The organism is Variovorax sp. MSC1_012 (assembly GCF_023667525.1).
In the GTDB taxonomy this organism is placed as follows: Bacteria; Pseudomonadota; Gammaproteobacteria; order Burkholderiales; family Burkholderiaceae_C; genus Variovorax; species Variovorax beijingensis_B.
This window is the reverse complement of sequence record NZ_CM174443.1, coordinates 4,375,003-4,390,793: the sequence shown is the minus strand read 5'-3', so window position 1 is coordinate 4,390,793 and position 15,791 is coordinate 4,375,003. Positions and strand designations below refer to the sequence as shown.

At 69.3% G+C, this 15,791-nt stretch carries 16 protein-coding genes; 1 reads left to right on the top strand and 15 read right to left on the bottom strand.

Going from position 1 to position 15,791, the window contains the following annotated elements; all coding sequences use genetic code 11:
• Positions 1-8: 8 nt before the first annotated feature.
• The 12 genes from L1081_RS20560 to L1081_RS20505 all read right to left on the bottom strand — a co-directional run bounded on the left by L1081_RS20560 (position 9) and on the right by L1081_RS20505 (position 12,679).
• A complete protein-coding gene (locus tag L1081_RS20560) occupies positions 9-794 on the bottom strand; it encodes a GntR family transcriptional regulator (protein ID WP_337309716.1) in 786 nt (261 codons plus the stop codon).
• Positions 781-1,707 (bottom strand): EamA family transporter, encoded by a 927-nt coding sequence (locus L1081_RS20555; RefSeq protein ID WP_489413835.1) that lies wholly within the window; start codon positions 1,705-1,707, stop codon positions 781-783. Before L1081_RS20555 ends, L1081_RS20560 begins: the two co-directional genes overlap by 14 nt.
• A complete protein-coding gene (locus L1081_RS20550; RefSeq protein ID WP_489413834.1) occupies positions 1,704-2,762 on the bottom strand; it encodes a histone deacetylase family protein in 1,059 nt (352 codons plus the stop codon). The genes L1081_RS20555 and L1081_RS20550 overlap by 4 nt, the downstream gene beginning before the upstream one ends.
• A complete protein-coding gene (locus tag L1081_RS20545; RefSeq protein WP_489413833.1) occupies positions 2,759-4,129 on the bottom strand; it encodes an aminotransferase in 1,371 nt (456 codons plus the stop codon). Before L1081_RS20545 ends, L1081_RS20550 begins: the two co-directional genes overlap by 4 nt.
• Positions 4,130-4,154: 25 nt before the next feature.
• Positions 4,155-5,117 (bottom strand): NAD(P)-dependent oxidoreductase, encoded by a 963-nt coding sequence (locus L1081_RS20540; RefSeq protein ID WP_489413832.1) that lies wholly within the window; start codon positions 5,115-5,117, stop codon positions 4,155-4,157.
• Complete coding sequence (locus tag L1081_RS20535) at positions 5,117-6,775, bottom strand: dipeptide ABC transporter ATP-binding protein (RefSeq protein ID WP_489413831.1); 1,659 nt, start codon at positions 6,773-6,775, stop codon at positions 5,117-5,119. Before L1081_RS20535 ends, L1081_RS20540 begins: the two co-directional genes overlap by 1 nt.
• Positions 6,772-7,623: an ABC transporter permease subunit gene (locus L1081_RS20530; RefSeq protein ID WP_489413830.1), complete on the bottom strand. Its 852-nt coding sequence runs from the start codon at positions 7,621-7,623 to the stop codon at positions 6,772-6,774. Before L1081_RS20530 ends, L1081_RS20535 begins: the two co-directional genes overlap by 4 nt.
• Positions 7,620-8,591, bottom strand: a complete 972-nt coding sequence (locus L1081_RS20525) for an ABC transporter permease subunit (protein WP_489413829.1) — start codon at positions 8,589-8,591, stop codon at positions 7,620-7,622. Before L1081_RS20525 ends, L1081_RS20530 begins: the two co-directional genes overlap by 4 nt.
• Before the next feature lie 40 nt (positions 8,592-8,631).
• Complete coding sequence (locus tag L1081_RS20520; RefSeq protein ID WP_489413828.1) at positions 8,632-10,200, bottom strand: ABC transporter substrate-binding protein; 1,569 nt, start codon at positions 10,198-10,200, stop codon at positions 8,632-8,634.
• Positions 10,201-10,295: 95 nt separating this feature from the next.
• Positions 10,296-11,087 carry a class II aldolase/adducin family protein gene (locus tag L1081_RS20515; protein WP_489413827.1) on the bottom strand — a complete coding sequence of 264 codons (792 nt, stop codon included), beginning with the start codon at positions 11,085-11,087 and terminating at the stop codon, positions 10,296-10,298.
• 313 nt (positions 11,088-11,400) lie between these two features.
• Entirely contained in the window at positions 11,401-12,261 is an 861-nt protein-coding gene (locus L1081_RS20510) for a pirin family protein (protein WP_489413826.1), read from the bottom strand.
• Positions 12,262-12,298: 37 nt separating this feature from the next.
• Entirely contained in the window at positions 12,299-12,679 is a 381-nt protein-coding gene (locus L1081_RS20505) for a DoxX family protein (RefSeq protein WP_489413825.1), read from the bottom strand.
• 85 nt (positions 12,680-12,764) lie between these two features.
• On the opposite strand from L1081_RS20505, the gene L1081_RS20500 reads away from it, so the two are divergent.
• Positions 12,765-13,697, top strand: coding sequence for a LysR substrate-binding domain-containing protein (locus L1081_RS20500; RefSeq protein WP_489413824.1), 933 nt, complete (start codon positions 12,765-12,767; stop codon positions 13,695-13,697).
• Positions 13,698-13,704: 7 nt separating this feature from the next.
• Here the strand turns inward: L1081_RS20500 and L1081_RS20495 are convergent, their stop codons facing one another.
• From L1081_RS20495 to L1081_RS20485, 3 genes are read right to left on the bottom strand one after another with little or no spacing between them, the layout of a single operon-like run.
• Positions 13,705-14,388, bottom strand: a complete 684-nt coding sequence (locus L1081_RS20495; RefSeq protein ID WP_489413823.1) for a GntR family transcriptional regulator — start codon at positions 14,386-14,388, stop codon at positions 13,705-13,707.
• Between the two features lie 37 nt (positions 14,389-14,425).
• A complete protein-coding gene (locus L1081_RS20490; RefSeq protein WP_015867980.1) occupies positions 14,426-15,094 on the bottom strand; it encodes an amino acid ABC transporter permease in 669 nt (222 codons plus the stop codon).
• 2 nt (positions 15,095-15,096) lie between these two features.
• A complete protein-coding gene (locus L1081_RS20485) occupies positions 15,097-15,777 on the bottom strand; it encodes an ABC transporter permease subunit (RefSeq protein WP_489413822.1) in 681 nt (226 codons plus the stop codon).
• Positions 15,778-15,791: the final 14 nt, after the last annotated feature.

Below are 15,791 nucleotides of genomic sequence, written 5' to 3'. Positions count from 1 at the left end.
CTCCGGTCTCAGGCATTGGCGGGAAGGGGCGCGGCGCCGTGCTGCTTCACGAACAGCGCGCGCACGTGCTGCCAGGCGTCTTCCAGGTGCACGCGCATCGCCGCCTTGGCGGCCTCGGGGTCGCGGCGCACCAGGGCGTCGACGATGGGGCGGTGGGTTTCGGCCATGGCGGTGGGGTCGTGGTAGACCGCGTCGATCAGCGCGATGATCATCTGCATCTCGGTCTGCGTGTTCATGAAGATGCGGTGCAGGTGCGCGTTGCCCGACAGCTCGCAGATCAGCGTGTGCAGCGCCAGATCGTTGGCGATGCGGTGGTGCTGCGGCTGCGTGTTGGCCTCGCGCACCATGGCCTCGACCAGCGCCTGCACGCGCGCGATGCCCGCGTCGTCGGCCTTGCGGCAGGCCAGCTCGATGGAGGTGAGCTCCAGGCTCAGCCGCACTTCGAACAGATCGTCGATCTCCTGCACGCTGATGGTCCGCACCGCGAAGCCGTGGCGCGGCTTGGCCACCAGCACGCCCTGGCGCTCGAGCCGCCGCGCCGCTTCGCGCACCGGCGCGCGGCTCACGCCCATGCGGCGCGCGATGTCGGCCTCGACGATGCGGCTGCCGGGCGCCAGGCGGCCCTCGACGATGGCGCGCGTCAGCTGGGCCTCGACCAGGCCGACGAGGTCGGTCGACTCGACCGATTCGAACAGCGCCGCGTCGGCAGAAGGAGGAGGAGAAATTGTGGAAATTGCCATGTTGCTTGTCTCGTCATTGGTGTGCGCCAGGGGCGATTCTTCACCGGATGGCATCCGGCGCGGCCGGTGCGGTCTTCAGGCCCCGCCCCGCGCGCGCCAGGTAGATACCCGCCGCCATGATCAGCGCGATGCCGGCCATCGCGATCGCGTCGGGCGGCCGGCGGAACCAGAAGGTGCTGAAGGCCACGGCCAGCAGCAGCTGGAAGTAGTTGAGCGGTGCCAGCGTGGAGGCCTCGACGCGCTCGAAGGCGGCCAGCAGCAGCCACTGTGCGGCCGCGCTGCAGGCGCCGCCCGCGAGCAGCAGCGCCACGTCGCCCCAGGGCGGCTGATGGGCGGGCAGGAAGAAGGGGGCTGGCAGCAGCGTGACCACGAAGCAGGCCAGCGCGGTCCAGGCGTACTGCACCGGCCCCGCGACCAGGCCGGCGAGCCGCCGCGTGAGCAGCTGAAAGATCGCATAGCAGACGGCCGACACCGCCATCAGCACCGTGCCGAGCAGCGGCAGGTCGGCGCCCGGGCGCACGATCAGCAGCATGCCCCCGAAGCCGACCATCACCGCCACCCAGCGGCTGCGCCGCACCTGCTCGCCGAGCAGCCACGGCGACAGCGCCACCATCAGCAGCGGCGCGGTGAAATAGATGGCCGTGGCCTCGGCCAGCGGCATCCAGATCAGCGCCGTCATGAAGCAGGTCGCCACCGTCGCGAGCATCAGCCCGCGCAGCAGCAGCAGCGGCTTGTGCGGCGTGCGCCACATGCGCAGGTCGCCATGGCGCAGCAGCATCGCGAAGGCAATGCCGCTCACCGCGACATAGCGCATCACGTTGACGAAGGGCGCCGGGTAGAACTGCAGCATGTGCTTGCAGAACGCGTCGTAGGAGGCAAAGGCCACCAGCGCGCAGAAGAACAGCGCCACGCCGGCGCGCCTGGAGCCCGCGGAGCGCAGTGCGAGAGCCGTGGCGGCAGTGCTCATCGCGCGGCCTGGAAGCCCCGCAGGAAATTGTCGAGCGCGGGGCCGATGGCCTCGACCATGTAGCCGCCTTCCTGCACGATCACCGTCGGCAGCTTGAGCGCGCCGACGCGCTCGCCGATGTGGCGGTAGGCGTCGAGGTCGAGCTTGAGCACGCTGATGGGGTCGTCCTTGTAGCTGTCGAAGCCGAGCGCGAGCACCAGTGCCTTGGGCGCGAATTCGCGCAGCGCGGCCGCGCCCTGGTCCACCGCCTGCAGGAATGCCGCGTTGTCCGCGCCGTGCGCGAGCGGCAGGTTCAGGTTGAAGCCTTCGCCCGCGCCCACGCCGCGCTCGTGCGCGTAGCCCGTGTAGAACGGGTAGTAGCCCGCAGGGTCGGCATGCGTCGAGACGGTCAGCACGTCATCGCGCGCATAGAAGATGTTCTGCGTGCCGTCGCCGTGGTGCGCATCGACGTCGAACACCGCCACGCGGCCGTGCCGCTCGCACAGGCGCTGCGCCGCAGTGGCGCTGTTGTTGATGTAGCAGAAGCCGCCCGCGCGGTCGCGGTGCGCATGATGGCCCGAGGGACGGCACAGCGCGTAGGCCGCGTCACCGCTTTCCAGCACCGCATCGGCGGCGGCCACTGCCGTGTGCGCGGAGCGCAGTATCGAGCGCCAGGTGTGCGGGCCGAGCGGGCACGAGAGGTCGCTGATGTAGTAGCCCGTGCGCGCCACCAGCGAAGGCGAGGGGCAGGGCGCACGCGCCACGCCCGGCGTGCCGTTGTAGTACGGCGAAAGATTCGGCAGCACCTCGATGCCGGGCTCCACGCCGGGCACATCGAGCTCGCGCCACAGCGCGTAGGCGGTTTCCAGGTAGTCGAGGTAGTCGGCGCTGTGCACGGCTTCGAGCGGCGCGCGGCCGTAGTCGCGCGGCTCGGCCAGCGCAATGCCGCGCTGGGCCAGCGCGTCGCGCAGCGCATGCGCGCGGCTGGGCAGGTCGGTCGGCTTGCAGATGCGGCCCAGCCGCATGAACTGCTGCGGATCGTGCAGCAGCTGCTCGTCGGTGAAGAAGGCCTTCACGCGAAGCTTTCCTCGAAGATTGCCATGGCGCGGCCGAAGCGCGCGAACATGTCGTCGATCTGTCCGGCCGTGATGATGAGCGGCGGGCAGAAGGCGATGGAATCGCCCATCGCGCGCACGATGAGGCCTTGCGCCAGCGCGAGTTCGGCCAGCCGGGCACCGGCCTTCTGCGCGGGATCGAACGGCGTGCGCTTCGCGGGATCGGCATACAGCTCGATCGCGCCGATGAACCCCACGCCGCGCACTTCGCCAACGTACTTGCGCGCGGCGTGGCTGCGCAACCCCTTCTGGAATTGCGGCGCCAGCGACTGCACGTGCGCGAGGATGTTCTCGTCCTCGTAGACCTTGAGCGTCTCGAGCGCAACGGCGCAGGCCACCGGATGGCCCGAGTAGGTGAAGCCGTGGCCGAAGGTGCCGATCTTTCCGCTGTTGGCGGCCACGGCCGCATGCACCTTCTCGTTGACCATCACGGCCGAAATCGGCACGTAGCCCGAGGACAGCGCCTTGGCCGCGGTCAGGATGTCGGGCCTGAGGCCGAAGGTGCCGGAGCCGAACATCTGGCCGGTGCGGCCGAAGCCGCAGATCACCTCGTCGGCGATCAGCAGCACCTCGTACTTCGCGAGCACCTTCTGGACCTTGTCGAAGTAGGTGGCCGGCGGCACCAGCACGCCGCCCGCGCCCATCACGGGTTCGGCGATGAAGGCACCGACCGTCCCGGGGCCTTCATCGAGGATGCGCTGCTCAAGCGCAGCGGCGAGCCGCGTCGCGAAGTCTTGCTCGCTCTCGCCGGCCTCGGCGTAGCGGAAATGGTGCGGGCAGTCGACGTGCAGGATGCGGTCGATCGGCAGGTCGAAGTCGCGGTGGTTCGGCACCAGGCCGCTCAGGCTTGCAGCCGCGACGGTGACGCCGTGGTAGGCATTGCGGCGCGCGATGACCTTCTTCTTTTCAGGCTTGCCGATGGCGTTGTGGTAATACCAGACCAGCTTGACCGCGGAGTCGTTGGCCTCCGAACCCGAGTTGGCGAAGAACACCTTGGACATCGGCACCGGCGCCAGCGCGAGCAGCTTCTCGGCCAGCGCGATCGCGGCCGGGTTCGAACGACCGTTGAACGTGTGGTAGTACGGCAGCCCATGCAGCGCATCGCTGCCGGCCTTGGCCAGGCGTGCGTTGCTGAAGCCCAGAGAGGCGCACCACAGGCCCGACATCGCTTCGAGATAGCGGCGGCCCTGGTCGTCCTCCACGAAGATGCCGTCGCCGCGCTGGATCACCAGCGGGCCGAGCTGCGGATGGGTCGCGAGGTTGGTGAAGGGATGGAGATGCGCGGCGATGTCGTTGGCGGCGTTCTCTGCATGCGTGCTGGCGTTCATGAAGTCGGTTCCGGTTTGTGGGAGTTCAATAGCCGCGCGCCAGGTCGACCTGGTTGGCGGGCCGGCGGCCTTGCCGCAGCGACGCAAGGTTGTCGAGCGTCTGGCGGGCGATCACGAGGCTGTCGGTGCGCGTGGCGATGTGCGGCGTGACGAGGATGCGCGGGTCGCCCCAGAACGGATGCTCCGGCGGCAGCGGCTCCTGCGAAAAGGCATCCAGCGTGGCTGCCGAGAGCTGGCCCGCGGCGAGCGCCGGCTGCAGGTCGGCCTCGACCAGGTGATCGCCGCGGCCGACGTTGACCAGGTGCGCGCCGCGCGGCAGCTTGGCGAACAGCGCGGCATCGAGAAAACCGCGCGTCTCTGCGGTGAGCGGCAGCAGGCACACCAGCGTGTCGCAGCCCGAGAGGAATTCATCGAGCTGCGCCGTGCCGTGGAATCCTTCGACGCCGGCCGGCAGCGCCTCTTTCGCACTGCGGCTCCAGCCGCGCACCGGGTAGCCGATGGCGGCCAGCGCCTGGGCGCAGGCCATGCCCAGCGTGCCCAGGCCCGCAATGCCGACGCGGTGGTGGCGCGGCGACACGATCGGCTGCTCCTCCCACCGGCGGGCCGCGGAACTCGCAACGTACGCGCGCATGCCACGGTGCTGCTGCACCACGGCCCAGCAGACATAGGCTTTCATGCCGGCCGCCATGCCGGTGTCGACGATGCGGCACAGCGGCACCTCGCGCGGCAGCTGCGCATCGGCCGTGATGTGCTCGATGCCCGCGGCCAGCGATTGCACGAGCCGCAGCCTCGGCATCTGCGCGAGCAGGCCGTGCGGCGGAAACCAGCAGACGGCCGCTTCGATCTGGTCGAGCGCGCCGAGCTCTTCGCCCAGGCGCAGGTCGATGCCGGGATGGGTCTCGCGGAAGGCCGCGGCAAGGTATTCCATGTCCAGCACCTCGCTCAGGATCGCCACGCAAGGCGTGCCGCCTTTGTCGTCCAGCGCCATCACGCGACCAGCGCCTCGGCCGGCGACGCGGCGGACACCAGCCGCGGCACCGCCTCGATCAGCTTGCGCGTGTAGGCGTGCTTCGGATCGCCGAGCACCTTGTGCGTCTCGCCATATTCGACGACCTCGCCGCGCTGCATCACCGCGATGTGGTCGCACATCTGGCCGGCCACGCGCAGGTCGTGCGTGATGAAGACCATGGCGAGCTGGAACTGCTCGCGCACCTGCGCAAAAAGTTCGAGCACCTGCGCCTGCACGGACACGTCGAGCGCCGACACCGGCTCGTCGGCCACCAGCAGTTCGGGCTGCATGGCCAGCGCACGCGCAATGCCGATGCGCTGGCGCTGCCCGCCCGAGAACTCGTGCGGATAGCGCTCGGCCGCATCGGCGCCCAGGCCCACGAGCATCAGCAGCTCCATCGCGCGCGCCATGGCTTCGGCCTTGCCCACGCCCTGTGCAATGGGCCCGCCCGCAATGGCCGCGCCCACGCGGTGGCGCGGATTCAGCGATGCGTACGGATCCTGGAACACCATCTGGATCTTGCCCGCGGCCTCGCGGCGAAACGCCGGACCCTGCGACAGGCTGCGGCCCTTGAAGAGGATGCGGCCGCTGTCGAACGGCGAGAGCCCCACCAGGCAGCGGCCCACGCTCGACTTGCCCGAACCCGATTCGCCGACCAGCCCCAGCGTCTGGCCGCGTCGCAGTTCGAAGCTGACGTTCTTCGCGGCCTGCACCGAGCGGCCGCGCTTGAAGAGGCCGTTGCCCGACGTATAGGTCTTGCACAGGTCCTGCACCTGCAGCACGCGCGCGATCTCGCCGCTCGGCGTGTCGCGCTCCGCGTTGCCGGTGGGAATGGCCGCGATCAGCTTGCGCGTGTACGGGTGCTGCGGCGCGTCGAGCACCTGGCGCACCGGCCCCGCCTCGACCACCTGGCCGGTCTGCATCACCACCACGTGGTCGGCAATTTCCGACACCACGCCAAAGTCGTGCGTGATGAACAGCACCGCCGTGCCGCGGCGCTGCTGCAGCTCGCGGATCAGCGCGAGGATCTGCGCCTGCGTCGTCACGTCGAGCGCGGTGGTCGGCTCGTCGGCAATCAGCAGCACGGGCTCGAGCACCAGTGCGCAGGCAATCATCACGCGCTGGCGCTGGCCGCCCGAGAGGCGGAACGGATAGGCGTCGATCAGCAGTTCCGGGTCGGGCAGGCCCACGTCAGCCAGCGCGGCCAGGATGCGCCGCCGCTTCTCGGCCGCGGGCACGCTGCCGTGCGCGTCGAAGACTTCGCCGATCTGCTCGCCGATGCGCATCACGGGGTTGAGCGCCGTCATCGGCTCCTGGAACACCATGCCGATGCGGCGTCCGCGCAGCTCGCGCATCTGCGGCTCGCTGAGCTGCAGCAGATCGCGGCCCTCGAACAGAATCTGCCCGGCCACGGGCTCGACGTGCGGGCGCGGCAGCAGGCCCATCACGGCGTTGGCGATCATCGACTTGCCCGAGCCCGATTCGCCGACCACGCACAGCGTCTGGCCCGGCAGCACCGACAGCGTGGCGCCGTCGACGGCCAGCGCGCGGTCCGCGCCCTTGGGCAGGCGGATGCCGAGGTTGACGACGTCGAGCACCGGCTGCACCGGCTTCATGGGCGTGACGGTGGCGCTCATTTGCCCCTCCCGTCGAGCCGCGTGTTGAGCCCGTCGCTCAGGCCTTCGCCCACCAGGTTGAGCGCAAGCACGGTCAGCACGATGGCCAGGCCGGGAAACAGCGCCATCCACCAGGCCTGGCGCAGCACGGTGCGCGCGGCGCCCACCATGTAGCCCCAGCTCATCTGGTTCGGGTCGCCCAGGCCGAGGAAGCTCAGGCTCGACTCCAGCAGGATGGCCGTGGCCGTCATGAGCGAGGCCATCACGATGATCGGCGACATGGCGTTGGGCAGGATCTGCGTGAGGATGATGCGCGGCGTCGACTGGCCCGCGAGCAGCGCGGCCTGCACGAAGTCGCGCTGGCGCAGCGTGAGGAACTCGCTGCGCACCAGCCGTGCTACCGGCGGCCACGAGACGATGGCGATGGCCACGACGATCGAATTGACCGAAGGCTGGAAGATGGCCACCAGCACGATGGCGAGCGCGAAGCTCGGCACGGCCTGGAACAGCTCGGTGAAGCGCATCAGCGCCGCGTCGATCCAGCCGCCGAAGTAGCCGGCGATGGCGCCGAGCGTCACGCCGATGAGCAGCGCCGCCACGGTTGACACCAGCCCGATCAGGAGCGAGATGCGCGCGCCGTAGATCACGCCCGAGAGGATGTCGCGGCCCAGCGTATCGGTGCCGAGCGCGAAGCCGGGCTCGGTCCACGGCCGCAGGAACGGCTGCTCGACCATGTTCCATGGATCGTTGGTCGCAACCCATGGACCGATGATGGCGACGACCGCCACCAGCACCAGCACCGCCATGCCGAGCACGGCGCCCTTGTTGCGGCAGAAGCGCCGCCAGAATGGACTTTGCAGCAAGGTCATAGCTCGATCCGGGGATCGACCAGCGTGTAGACGAGGTCGGTGATGAGGTTGAACAGCACGGCCATGGCCGCGGTCACGAGGAAGGCGCCGAGCAGCAGGTTGTAGTCGCGCTGCAGCAGCGCGTCGAACATCAGGCGGCCGATGCCGGGCCAGGCGAACACGGTCTCGGTCAGCACCGCGCCGCCGATCATTCCGCCGGCCTGGATGCCCGCGAGCGTGACCACCGGCAGCAGCGCGTTGCGCAGCACGTGCGCGCGCAGGATGCGCCCGGGCTTCACGCCCTTGGCGCGCGCGGTCTTCACGAAGTCCATCTGCGCGACTTCGAGCATGGCGGCGCGCGTCATGCGCGCATACACCGCCATGTAGAAGAGCGCGAGCGTCAGCGCCGGCAGCACCAGGTGGCCCGCGATGTCCCAGGCCAGCGCCAGGCCGGTGGCGCCGGAGCCCACGGTGCTGAAGCCGAAGCCCGGCAGCCAGTCGAGTTGTACCGTGAACACCAGCACCGCCATCAGCGCGAGCCAGTAAAGCGGCGTGGCATAGAAGATGAGCGCCACCACGGTGATCGAGCTGTCGACCCAGGTGCCGGCGCGCCGCGCGGCAAGGGCACCCAGCGTGACGCCGAACAGCAGCGACAGCGCAAACGCCGTGCCCGTGAGCAGCAGCGTGGCGGGCAGCCGGTCCATGATGAGCTTGAGCACCGGCTGCTGCTGCCGGTACGAGAAGCCCAGGTCGAGCCGCACCACCTTGCCGACGTAGGTGGCAAGCTGCGTCGTGATCGGCTGGTCGAGCCCGAACTGCGCGCGCAGCTGCGCCACGAACTGCGGATCGGACGCGCCCGCCTCGCCCGCCAGCACCGACACCGGATCGCCCGGCGCGGCGCGCACCAGCATGAAGTTGACCGTGGCAATCAGCAAAATCGCCAGCAGGCCCTGCATCACGCGGCCCAGCATGAACTGCGTACGTTTCATCGGCGGCTCCTGTGGAGTTGCATGTGCGGCAGGCTGGCCGTCATGCGAGCGTTGCCGTACCGAGGCTGTCGTTCAGGCCGATGCCCGATGTGATCAGGTTGCCGAGCTTGGTGCGGTACAGCGTCGGAAAGTTGAGCTCGTGCAGCCAGGCGACAGGCACCTCGTCGAGCAGGATCTTCTGCACCTGCAGGTAGATGGCCTTGCGCTTCTCGGGGTCGCTCTCCTTGGCGCCGGCGTCGAACAGCTCGTCCACCTTCGGGTTGGAGTAGCCCTCGACGTTGTTGAAGGGCGAGCCCTTGGCGATGTTGCCGGTGGTGTAGTTGCGCGCCACGCCCAGCGCCGGGTCGCCGTACTGGTACACGTAGGTAAAGGCGAGGTCGTAGTCCCACTCGTTGAGCTTCTGGTTCCACCCCGCCACGTCGGTGGCCACCAGCTCGACCTTGATGCCGGCCTGCGCCAGGTTCTGGCGCAGGATCTCGGCCGAGCGCGCCCAGGTTTCGCCGTAGGGCAGCGGCAGCAGGCGCAGCGTCTCGCCCTTGTAGCCGGCTTCCTCGAGCAGCTTCTTGGCGGCGGCCACGTTGCGCGGGTACTTGGCGACGTCGGTGCTGTGGAACTTGATGTTGCTGTTGAACGGGCCGGTCGCCGGCTTGGCGAAGCCCTGCCAGGCGATCTTGGCCATGGCCTCGCGGTCGATCGCGTACATCACGGCCTGGCGGAACTTGACCTTGTCCATCGGCGCCTTGCGGTTGTTGAGCCACAGCCACGAATGCGGCGCGAAGAACTCCCAGCCCTTGGTGGTGACCGCCGCGCCCGGCAGCTTGGAAAGCCGCAGCACGTCGAAGTACTCGACCGCGCCGCCGGGCACCAGGTCGACCTTGCCCGACTCGAAGGCCGCCGCGCGCGAGGCCGCATCGGGAATGACGTGGAAGTACACGCTCTCGACCAGCGGCACGTCCTTGACGTGGTACTTGTCGTTGGCCACCAGCTGGATGTACGAGCCCTTGACCCACTCCTTGAACTTGAACGGCCCGGTGCCGATGGGCGTGGCGTTGGCCGGGTTGGTCGCGAAATCGGTGCCTTCGTAGATGTGCTTCGGAAGCATCGGCATGCTGCCGACCTCGAAGATGCCGATGAAGGGGCCGAAGGGGTACTTGAGCTTGAACTCGACCGTGAGTGGGTCGATGGCCTTGATGCTTTCCACCGCGGCCAGGTTGGCGCGCAGCCGCGCATGCGTCTTGCGCAGGAACACGTCGGCCGAAAACACCACGTCGGCCGAGGTGAAGGGCTTGCCGTCGTGCCAGGCGACGCCGGGCTTGAGCTTGAAGGTGTAGAGCGTGCCTTCCTTGTTGACGGTCCACGAGGTGGCCAGCGAGGGCAGCGGGTTGATCTTCTCGTCGTAGCGCAGCAGGCCCTCGTAGATGTTGCCCGCGATCATCTGCGTGGGGGCGTTCTGCGTGATGCCCAGCATCAGCCCCGGCGGCTCGGGCTGCACGACGGCGTTGATCACGCCGCCTTTCTTGCCCTGCGCCAGCAGATGCAGCGGGACACCCGCCAGCGTCAATCCGGCGGCCGAGGCGGCGCCCATCTGGATGAGGTTGCGACGTTTCATGTGCGGAAACTCCTTGTGGCTCTGTGCGAGCGGGTGGGGACGAAGAAACGGGGAGCGGGAGAACGCGGACGCCGCAGATGGCGGCGCCGCCGCGTTCAGTCGCGGTACGAGGTGGCGGGAAGCGGGTCGATGCGCTGCAGCAGTGCACGCCATTCGCGCGCGTTGGGGTCGGGCTGGCCCGGCTGGCGCACGCTGTCGCCGCTTTCGTACTGCTGCGCGGTCTTCTCGCAGACCTCGGGCGGCACGGGGTAGACCGGCTGCCCGCTCGAGGCGATGGCCACCTGCACGCGGCAGGCGCGCTCGAGGTTCAGCATCAGGATGAAGGCCTCCGGCACCGTGCGCCCGAGCGTGACCAGGCCGTGGTTGCGCAGGATCAGCGCACGCGCCGCCGGGCCCAGGTCGGCCACGAGGCGCTCGCGCTCGTCGGCGTCGAGCGCGATGCCTTCGAAGTCGTGATAGACCACGCGGTTGTAGAACTGCAGCGCCCACTGGTTGCACGGCTGCAGCCCCGCGGCCAGCGACGACACCGCCACGCCCGCCACCGTGTGCGTGTGCAGCACGCAGGCCGCGTCGTGGCGCGCCGAATGCACGGCGCTGTGGATGGTGAAGCCGGCCGGGTTCACGTCCCAGGGCGAGTCGTCGAGGATGCGGCCGTCCAGGTCGATCTTGACCAGCGACGAGGCCGTGATGTCCCTGAACAGCATGCCGAAAGGGTTGATCAGGAACTGGTCCTCGGTGCCCGGCACGCGCGCGGAGATGTGCGTGTAGATGCTGTCGTCCATGCCGTAGTGCGCCACCAGGCGGTAGGCGGCGGCCAGGTCTTCGCGCACCTGGCGCTCGGCATCGGAAACGGGTGGGGCCTTGCGGCCCACTGCCTGCAATTGCATGTCGCGTTCCTTTTTCAGGCCCGGCGGGAGGCCGCCGGTGCCATGTTCGGGGTTTATCGGATCGACTGTGCAAACTGTCGACAGTCAACCGACGACAGTCTTAAGCAATATGCAGGCCTGCGTGATGGGGTAAGCCCTTGGTGAGCCGGTTGGAAGCGTGCAAAGGCGCGCCGGCAAAGGGCGCGCGCCAGGAAAAACGCCCCGCGCACTGGGGAAAGTGCGCGCGGCGCGTGGGGCCGGACGGTGCCTTTGGGGCGGCATGGCTGCGCCATGAAGGCGCCGGCTGCACCAGGGTGCAGCGCTGAAACGCGCCTCAGCGCAGGCGGCCTTCCTCGCGCAGCCGCGCGCCGATGCGGCGGATCTCGGCCTCGCCTTGCTCGAGCGCGGCCTTGCTGGTGTGCACCGAGTAGTGCCCCATCACCAGCTCGTGCGGATGCTTCGCCGCCGAGCCCAGCACGAAGGACGTGTCGCCGTGGGCCACGAAGCCGATGGCCGCGCCCGATTCCTCGAACACCGCCAGCTCGCCGGCAGCGACCGGTTCGCCGTCGCCCGCATCGAGCCGGCCCGCGTCGACCGCGATCCAGCCCACCGTGTGGCCGGCGGGTGGCGTGTAGCGCCAGTGCTCGCCATCCTTCAGCTGCACGGCCAGGTAGTTGATCGGCGCCGGGGCCGGAATGGGGCTTTGCGCCGCGCCGTGGCGCCCGAGCAGCACGCGCGCCGGGCCTTCCCGCGGCACCTGCGAGGGCGACAGGTAGATGCTCTGCGCCGGCGCGTTTTCTTCCGAGGCCGGCAGGGCCACCCAGAGCTGGAAACCCTGCACGCGCCTGGTGCCCGGCGCGGGTGCGCCGTCGTGCCACACGCCGTTGCCGGCGCGCATCCACTCGACGCCGCCGGCCGGCAGCACGCCTTGCTCGCCGGTCGTGTCTTCGTACAGCGTGTCGCCTTCGATCAGCCAGGTCAGCGTGGCAATGCCCGAATGCGGATGCATGCCGAAACCCTTGCGGCTGCCGGAAGTGTCGAAGCCGAAGAGGTCGAGGAACACGAAGGGCTTGAGGAATTCGCCCAGGTCGCCCGGGCTCATGAGCCGCGTGATCGGCCCGTGCTGCGAGCCGCGCGTGCGGTAGACGATGGCGCGGGCTTCGGTGGTGGGGGCAGTGGCAACGGCGGTGGTCATGGGAGGCTCCTTAACCGATGGAAGAAGAAAAGAAAGATCAGGCGGCCCTGGCCGCCGGCACGGGCCGCAGGCGCCAGGCCACGAAGGCCGACAGCAGCAGGAGCACCACGGCCGGCGCGGGACTGCCGCCGATCAGCACGAGGTGCGTGGCCACGGCGCCGGCCATGGTCGCGGTCAGCAGCAGGCCGCCGATGAAGCCGGTTGCCGGCACCAGCAGCAGCACCGCGCCGCCGACCTCGACCACGCCCGTCAGGTAGCGGAACCACTGGCCGAAGCCGACCGCCTCGAACACCTGGACCATCTGCGGCAAGCCGGCCAGCTTGGCGAGGCCGGCGGCACCGAAGGCCAGCGCGAGAAGAATGCGAACGCCCCAGACGATGCGGCGCTGGATCGGGGAAGTGGAGGATGAGGAAGTCATGGGCACAAGGTTAGGGCTGCACCCATTGATCGACTAGACGGCAGAATCGGATTGCACTCGTCCATCAATAAAAGGAATCCACACCATGCTCGACCTCAACGACATCGCCATGTTCGTGCAGGTGGTGCGCCACGGCAGCTTTGCCGGGGCGGCGCGCCGGCTGGGCCTGCCGCCCAACACCGTGAGCCGGCGCATCCAGCAGCTCGAGGCGCAGCTGGGCACGCGGCTCATGCAGCGCTCCACCCGCAGGCTCACGCTGACCAGCGCGGGCCAGGCGTTTCACGAGCGCTGCGCGGGCCCGGTCGACGGGCTGGTCGAGGCCGGGCAGGAGCTGATCACCGGCAGCCAGCAGCCCAGCGGCCTGGTGCGCGTGGCGGCGACGGCCGATTTCTTCGATTTCTTCCCGATGGAGTGGGTGGCCGACTTCCTGGCCGCGCATCCGCTGGTGCGCGTCGACTTTGTTCTGAGCGACGCCCGGGCCGACCTGATCGCCGAGCAGATCGACATCGCATTCCGCGGCGGCGCGCTGCCCGACTCCGGCTACGTCGGCCGCAAGCTCCTGGGCGCCCGCACCGACGGCATGGTCGCGAGCCCCGCCTACATCGCCGCGCGCGGCGCGCCCGCCACCCTGCAGGACCTAGCGGACCACGACTGCGTGACCTCGCCCCACCCGAGCGGCCGCACCCTCTGGCGCCTGGCCGGCCCCGGCGGCGCGGACGAAGAAGTGCAGGTCGCGGGCCGCTTCAGCGGCAACACCGCGCAGGCGCTGCGCAAGGCCGCGCTCGCCGGCCTGGGCATCGCGCTGCTGCCGCCCACCATGGCCCGGCTCGACCTGGAGGCCGGCCGGCTGGTGCCGGTGCTGCCGCAGTACCAGCGCACGGGGCAGGGGCTGAGCGTGCTCTACCCGAGCCGCAAGCACCTGCCGCTGGCGGTGTCGGCGTTCATCGGAATGGTGATGGAGAAGCTCAGCGCGGTGGAGGCGCTGCCGGAGATGCTGCGCACCGACCGGATTTCATGACCCATGCTCAGCCGCGCGGGGCCGTGTTGCGCAGCGCGTGCCGAATGGTCGACAGGCCGCGCAGCAGGTGCGCATCGAGCTCTTCGAGCATCGCGTTGAGGTCGTTGCCGATGGCCAGCTCGAGGAACAGGTGGTGGTTCTCCGCGAAGTCGGGCTTGGGCGCATGGGTCAGACGGCACACCGCAAAGCCGAGCTGGATCTTCTGCGTCATCTGGCGCCAGACATCGAGCAGCAGCTGATTGCCGCAGCGCTCGTAGACCAGGCCGTGGAAGTGGGCCTCCGCCGCGCTCTCGCGATGCAGCTCGCTGCTGGAAGCGGCTTCGGCCAATGCCTCGTAGCGCGCGGTCATCTCGGCGCGAAAGGCTTCGTCGCGCTGCGGCCACAGGCGGATGAACGCCTGCCTTTCCATGATGCGGCGCACCTCGTACACGTCGCTCATGGTTTCTTCGCTGATGTCGGTCACGTAGGTGCCGGCGTAGGGCTTGTTCACGAGCAGGCCGGTCTCGATGAGCTCGCGGATCGCCTCGCGCAGCAGGCCGCGGCTGACGCCGAACTGGGTGGCGAAGTGGCTCTCGACCAGCTGCGTTCCGGGCGCGATCTTGCCGGTGAGGATGGCGTCGCGCAGGGTCTGCGCCACGTAGTCGCGCCGCGTGGCCGAGGGGGCGGGTGCGAAATCGGGGAGGGTCTTCATCGCGGCGGGTCGGGTGTCGGGGCGTGGGCGGTGGACGTCAATGGCTGCGCAGGGCAAGGCGCTTTTCGAGGCGGCTTGCGGCATAGGCGCCAGGGTAGATGAGCACGAAGTACACCACGGCCACGGCCGTCAGGATTTCCAGCGGCCGGTAGTAGGCGGCGCTCAGCGCGCGGCCCTGGTACATGAGTTCGTGCACCGCGATGACGGACGCGATGGACGTGTTCTTCGCCAGCTCGATGCCGCGGTTGGTGAAGGCCGGCAGCATGCGCTTGAGCACCTGCGGCAGCACCACGCGGCGCAGCACCTGCACACGCCGCATGCCCAGCGCGCGCGCGCCCTCCCACTGGCCCGCCGGCAGCGAGGCGATGCCGCCGCGGAAGATCTCCGAGCAGTAGGCCGATGCGTTGAGCGAGAGCGCCAGCAGCGCCGCCACGTAGGGAGTGAGCTGCCAGCCCGTGAGGATCGGGAACGCGTAGAAGAACCACACCAGCTGGATCAGGATGGGGATGTTGCGGAACAGCTCCATGTAGCCGCGCGTCGCGGCGCCCACGAGGCGGCTTTTCGACCGCGCGCCCAGCGCGATCAAGAGGCCGATCGCCATGGCCGAGGGAAAGGCCACGGCCCACAGGCCGGCCGTGACGCCCACGCCCTTTAGCAGCACGGGCCAGTGCTGCAGCACGGCCGAGAAGTCCCAGGTGAAGTCCATCGTCAGTGTCCTGCGGCGCGGGTGGAAATGGCCAGGCGATGCTCGGCCACGCGTGCGACGAGGCTCAGCGAGAACAGCGCCAGGAAGAAGATGGCCGCGACCACCGTGTACACCTCCAGCGGGCGGAAAGTGATCGAGTTGACCTGCATGGCCTGGTAGAGCAGGTCGGAGTAGGCCAGCGTGGAGGCCAGCGCGGTGGTCTTGATGAGTTCGAACGAACGCTCGATGAACGGCGGCAGCATGCGCGCGAGCGCCTGCGGCAGCACCACGCGGCGCAAGGCCTGGTGCGAGCGCATGCCGACGGCGCGCGCCGCTTCCCACTGCCCGCGCTCGATCGACACCAGGCCGCCGCGGAACACCTCGGCGAAGAACGCGCCCGACTGCGTCGACAGCGCAATGACCGCCGCCGCGTACGGGTCCAGGCTCACGCCGATGAGCACCGGCAATGCGTAGAAGGCCCAGAAGAAGTGCACCAGCGGCGGCGTGTTGCGATAGAACTCGATGATCCACAGCGCGGGCCTGGCGAGCCACGCCCTGCCCGATAGCCGAAGGGCCGCGAGCACGATGCCGAACACCACGCCCAGCGCGATGGCGACGGCAGCGATCTTCATCGTGCCGACGAAGCCCGCGAAGAGCATGTCGCGGTGCGCCCAGACGCCGCTGAAGTCCCATTCATAGTTCATGTGCGCCCGCCCGC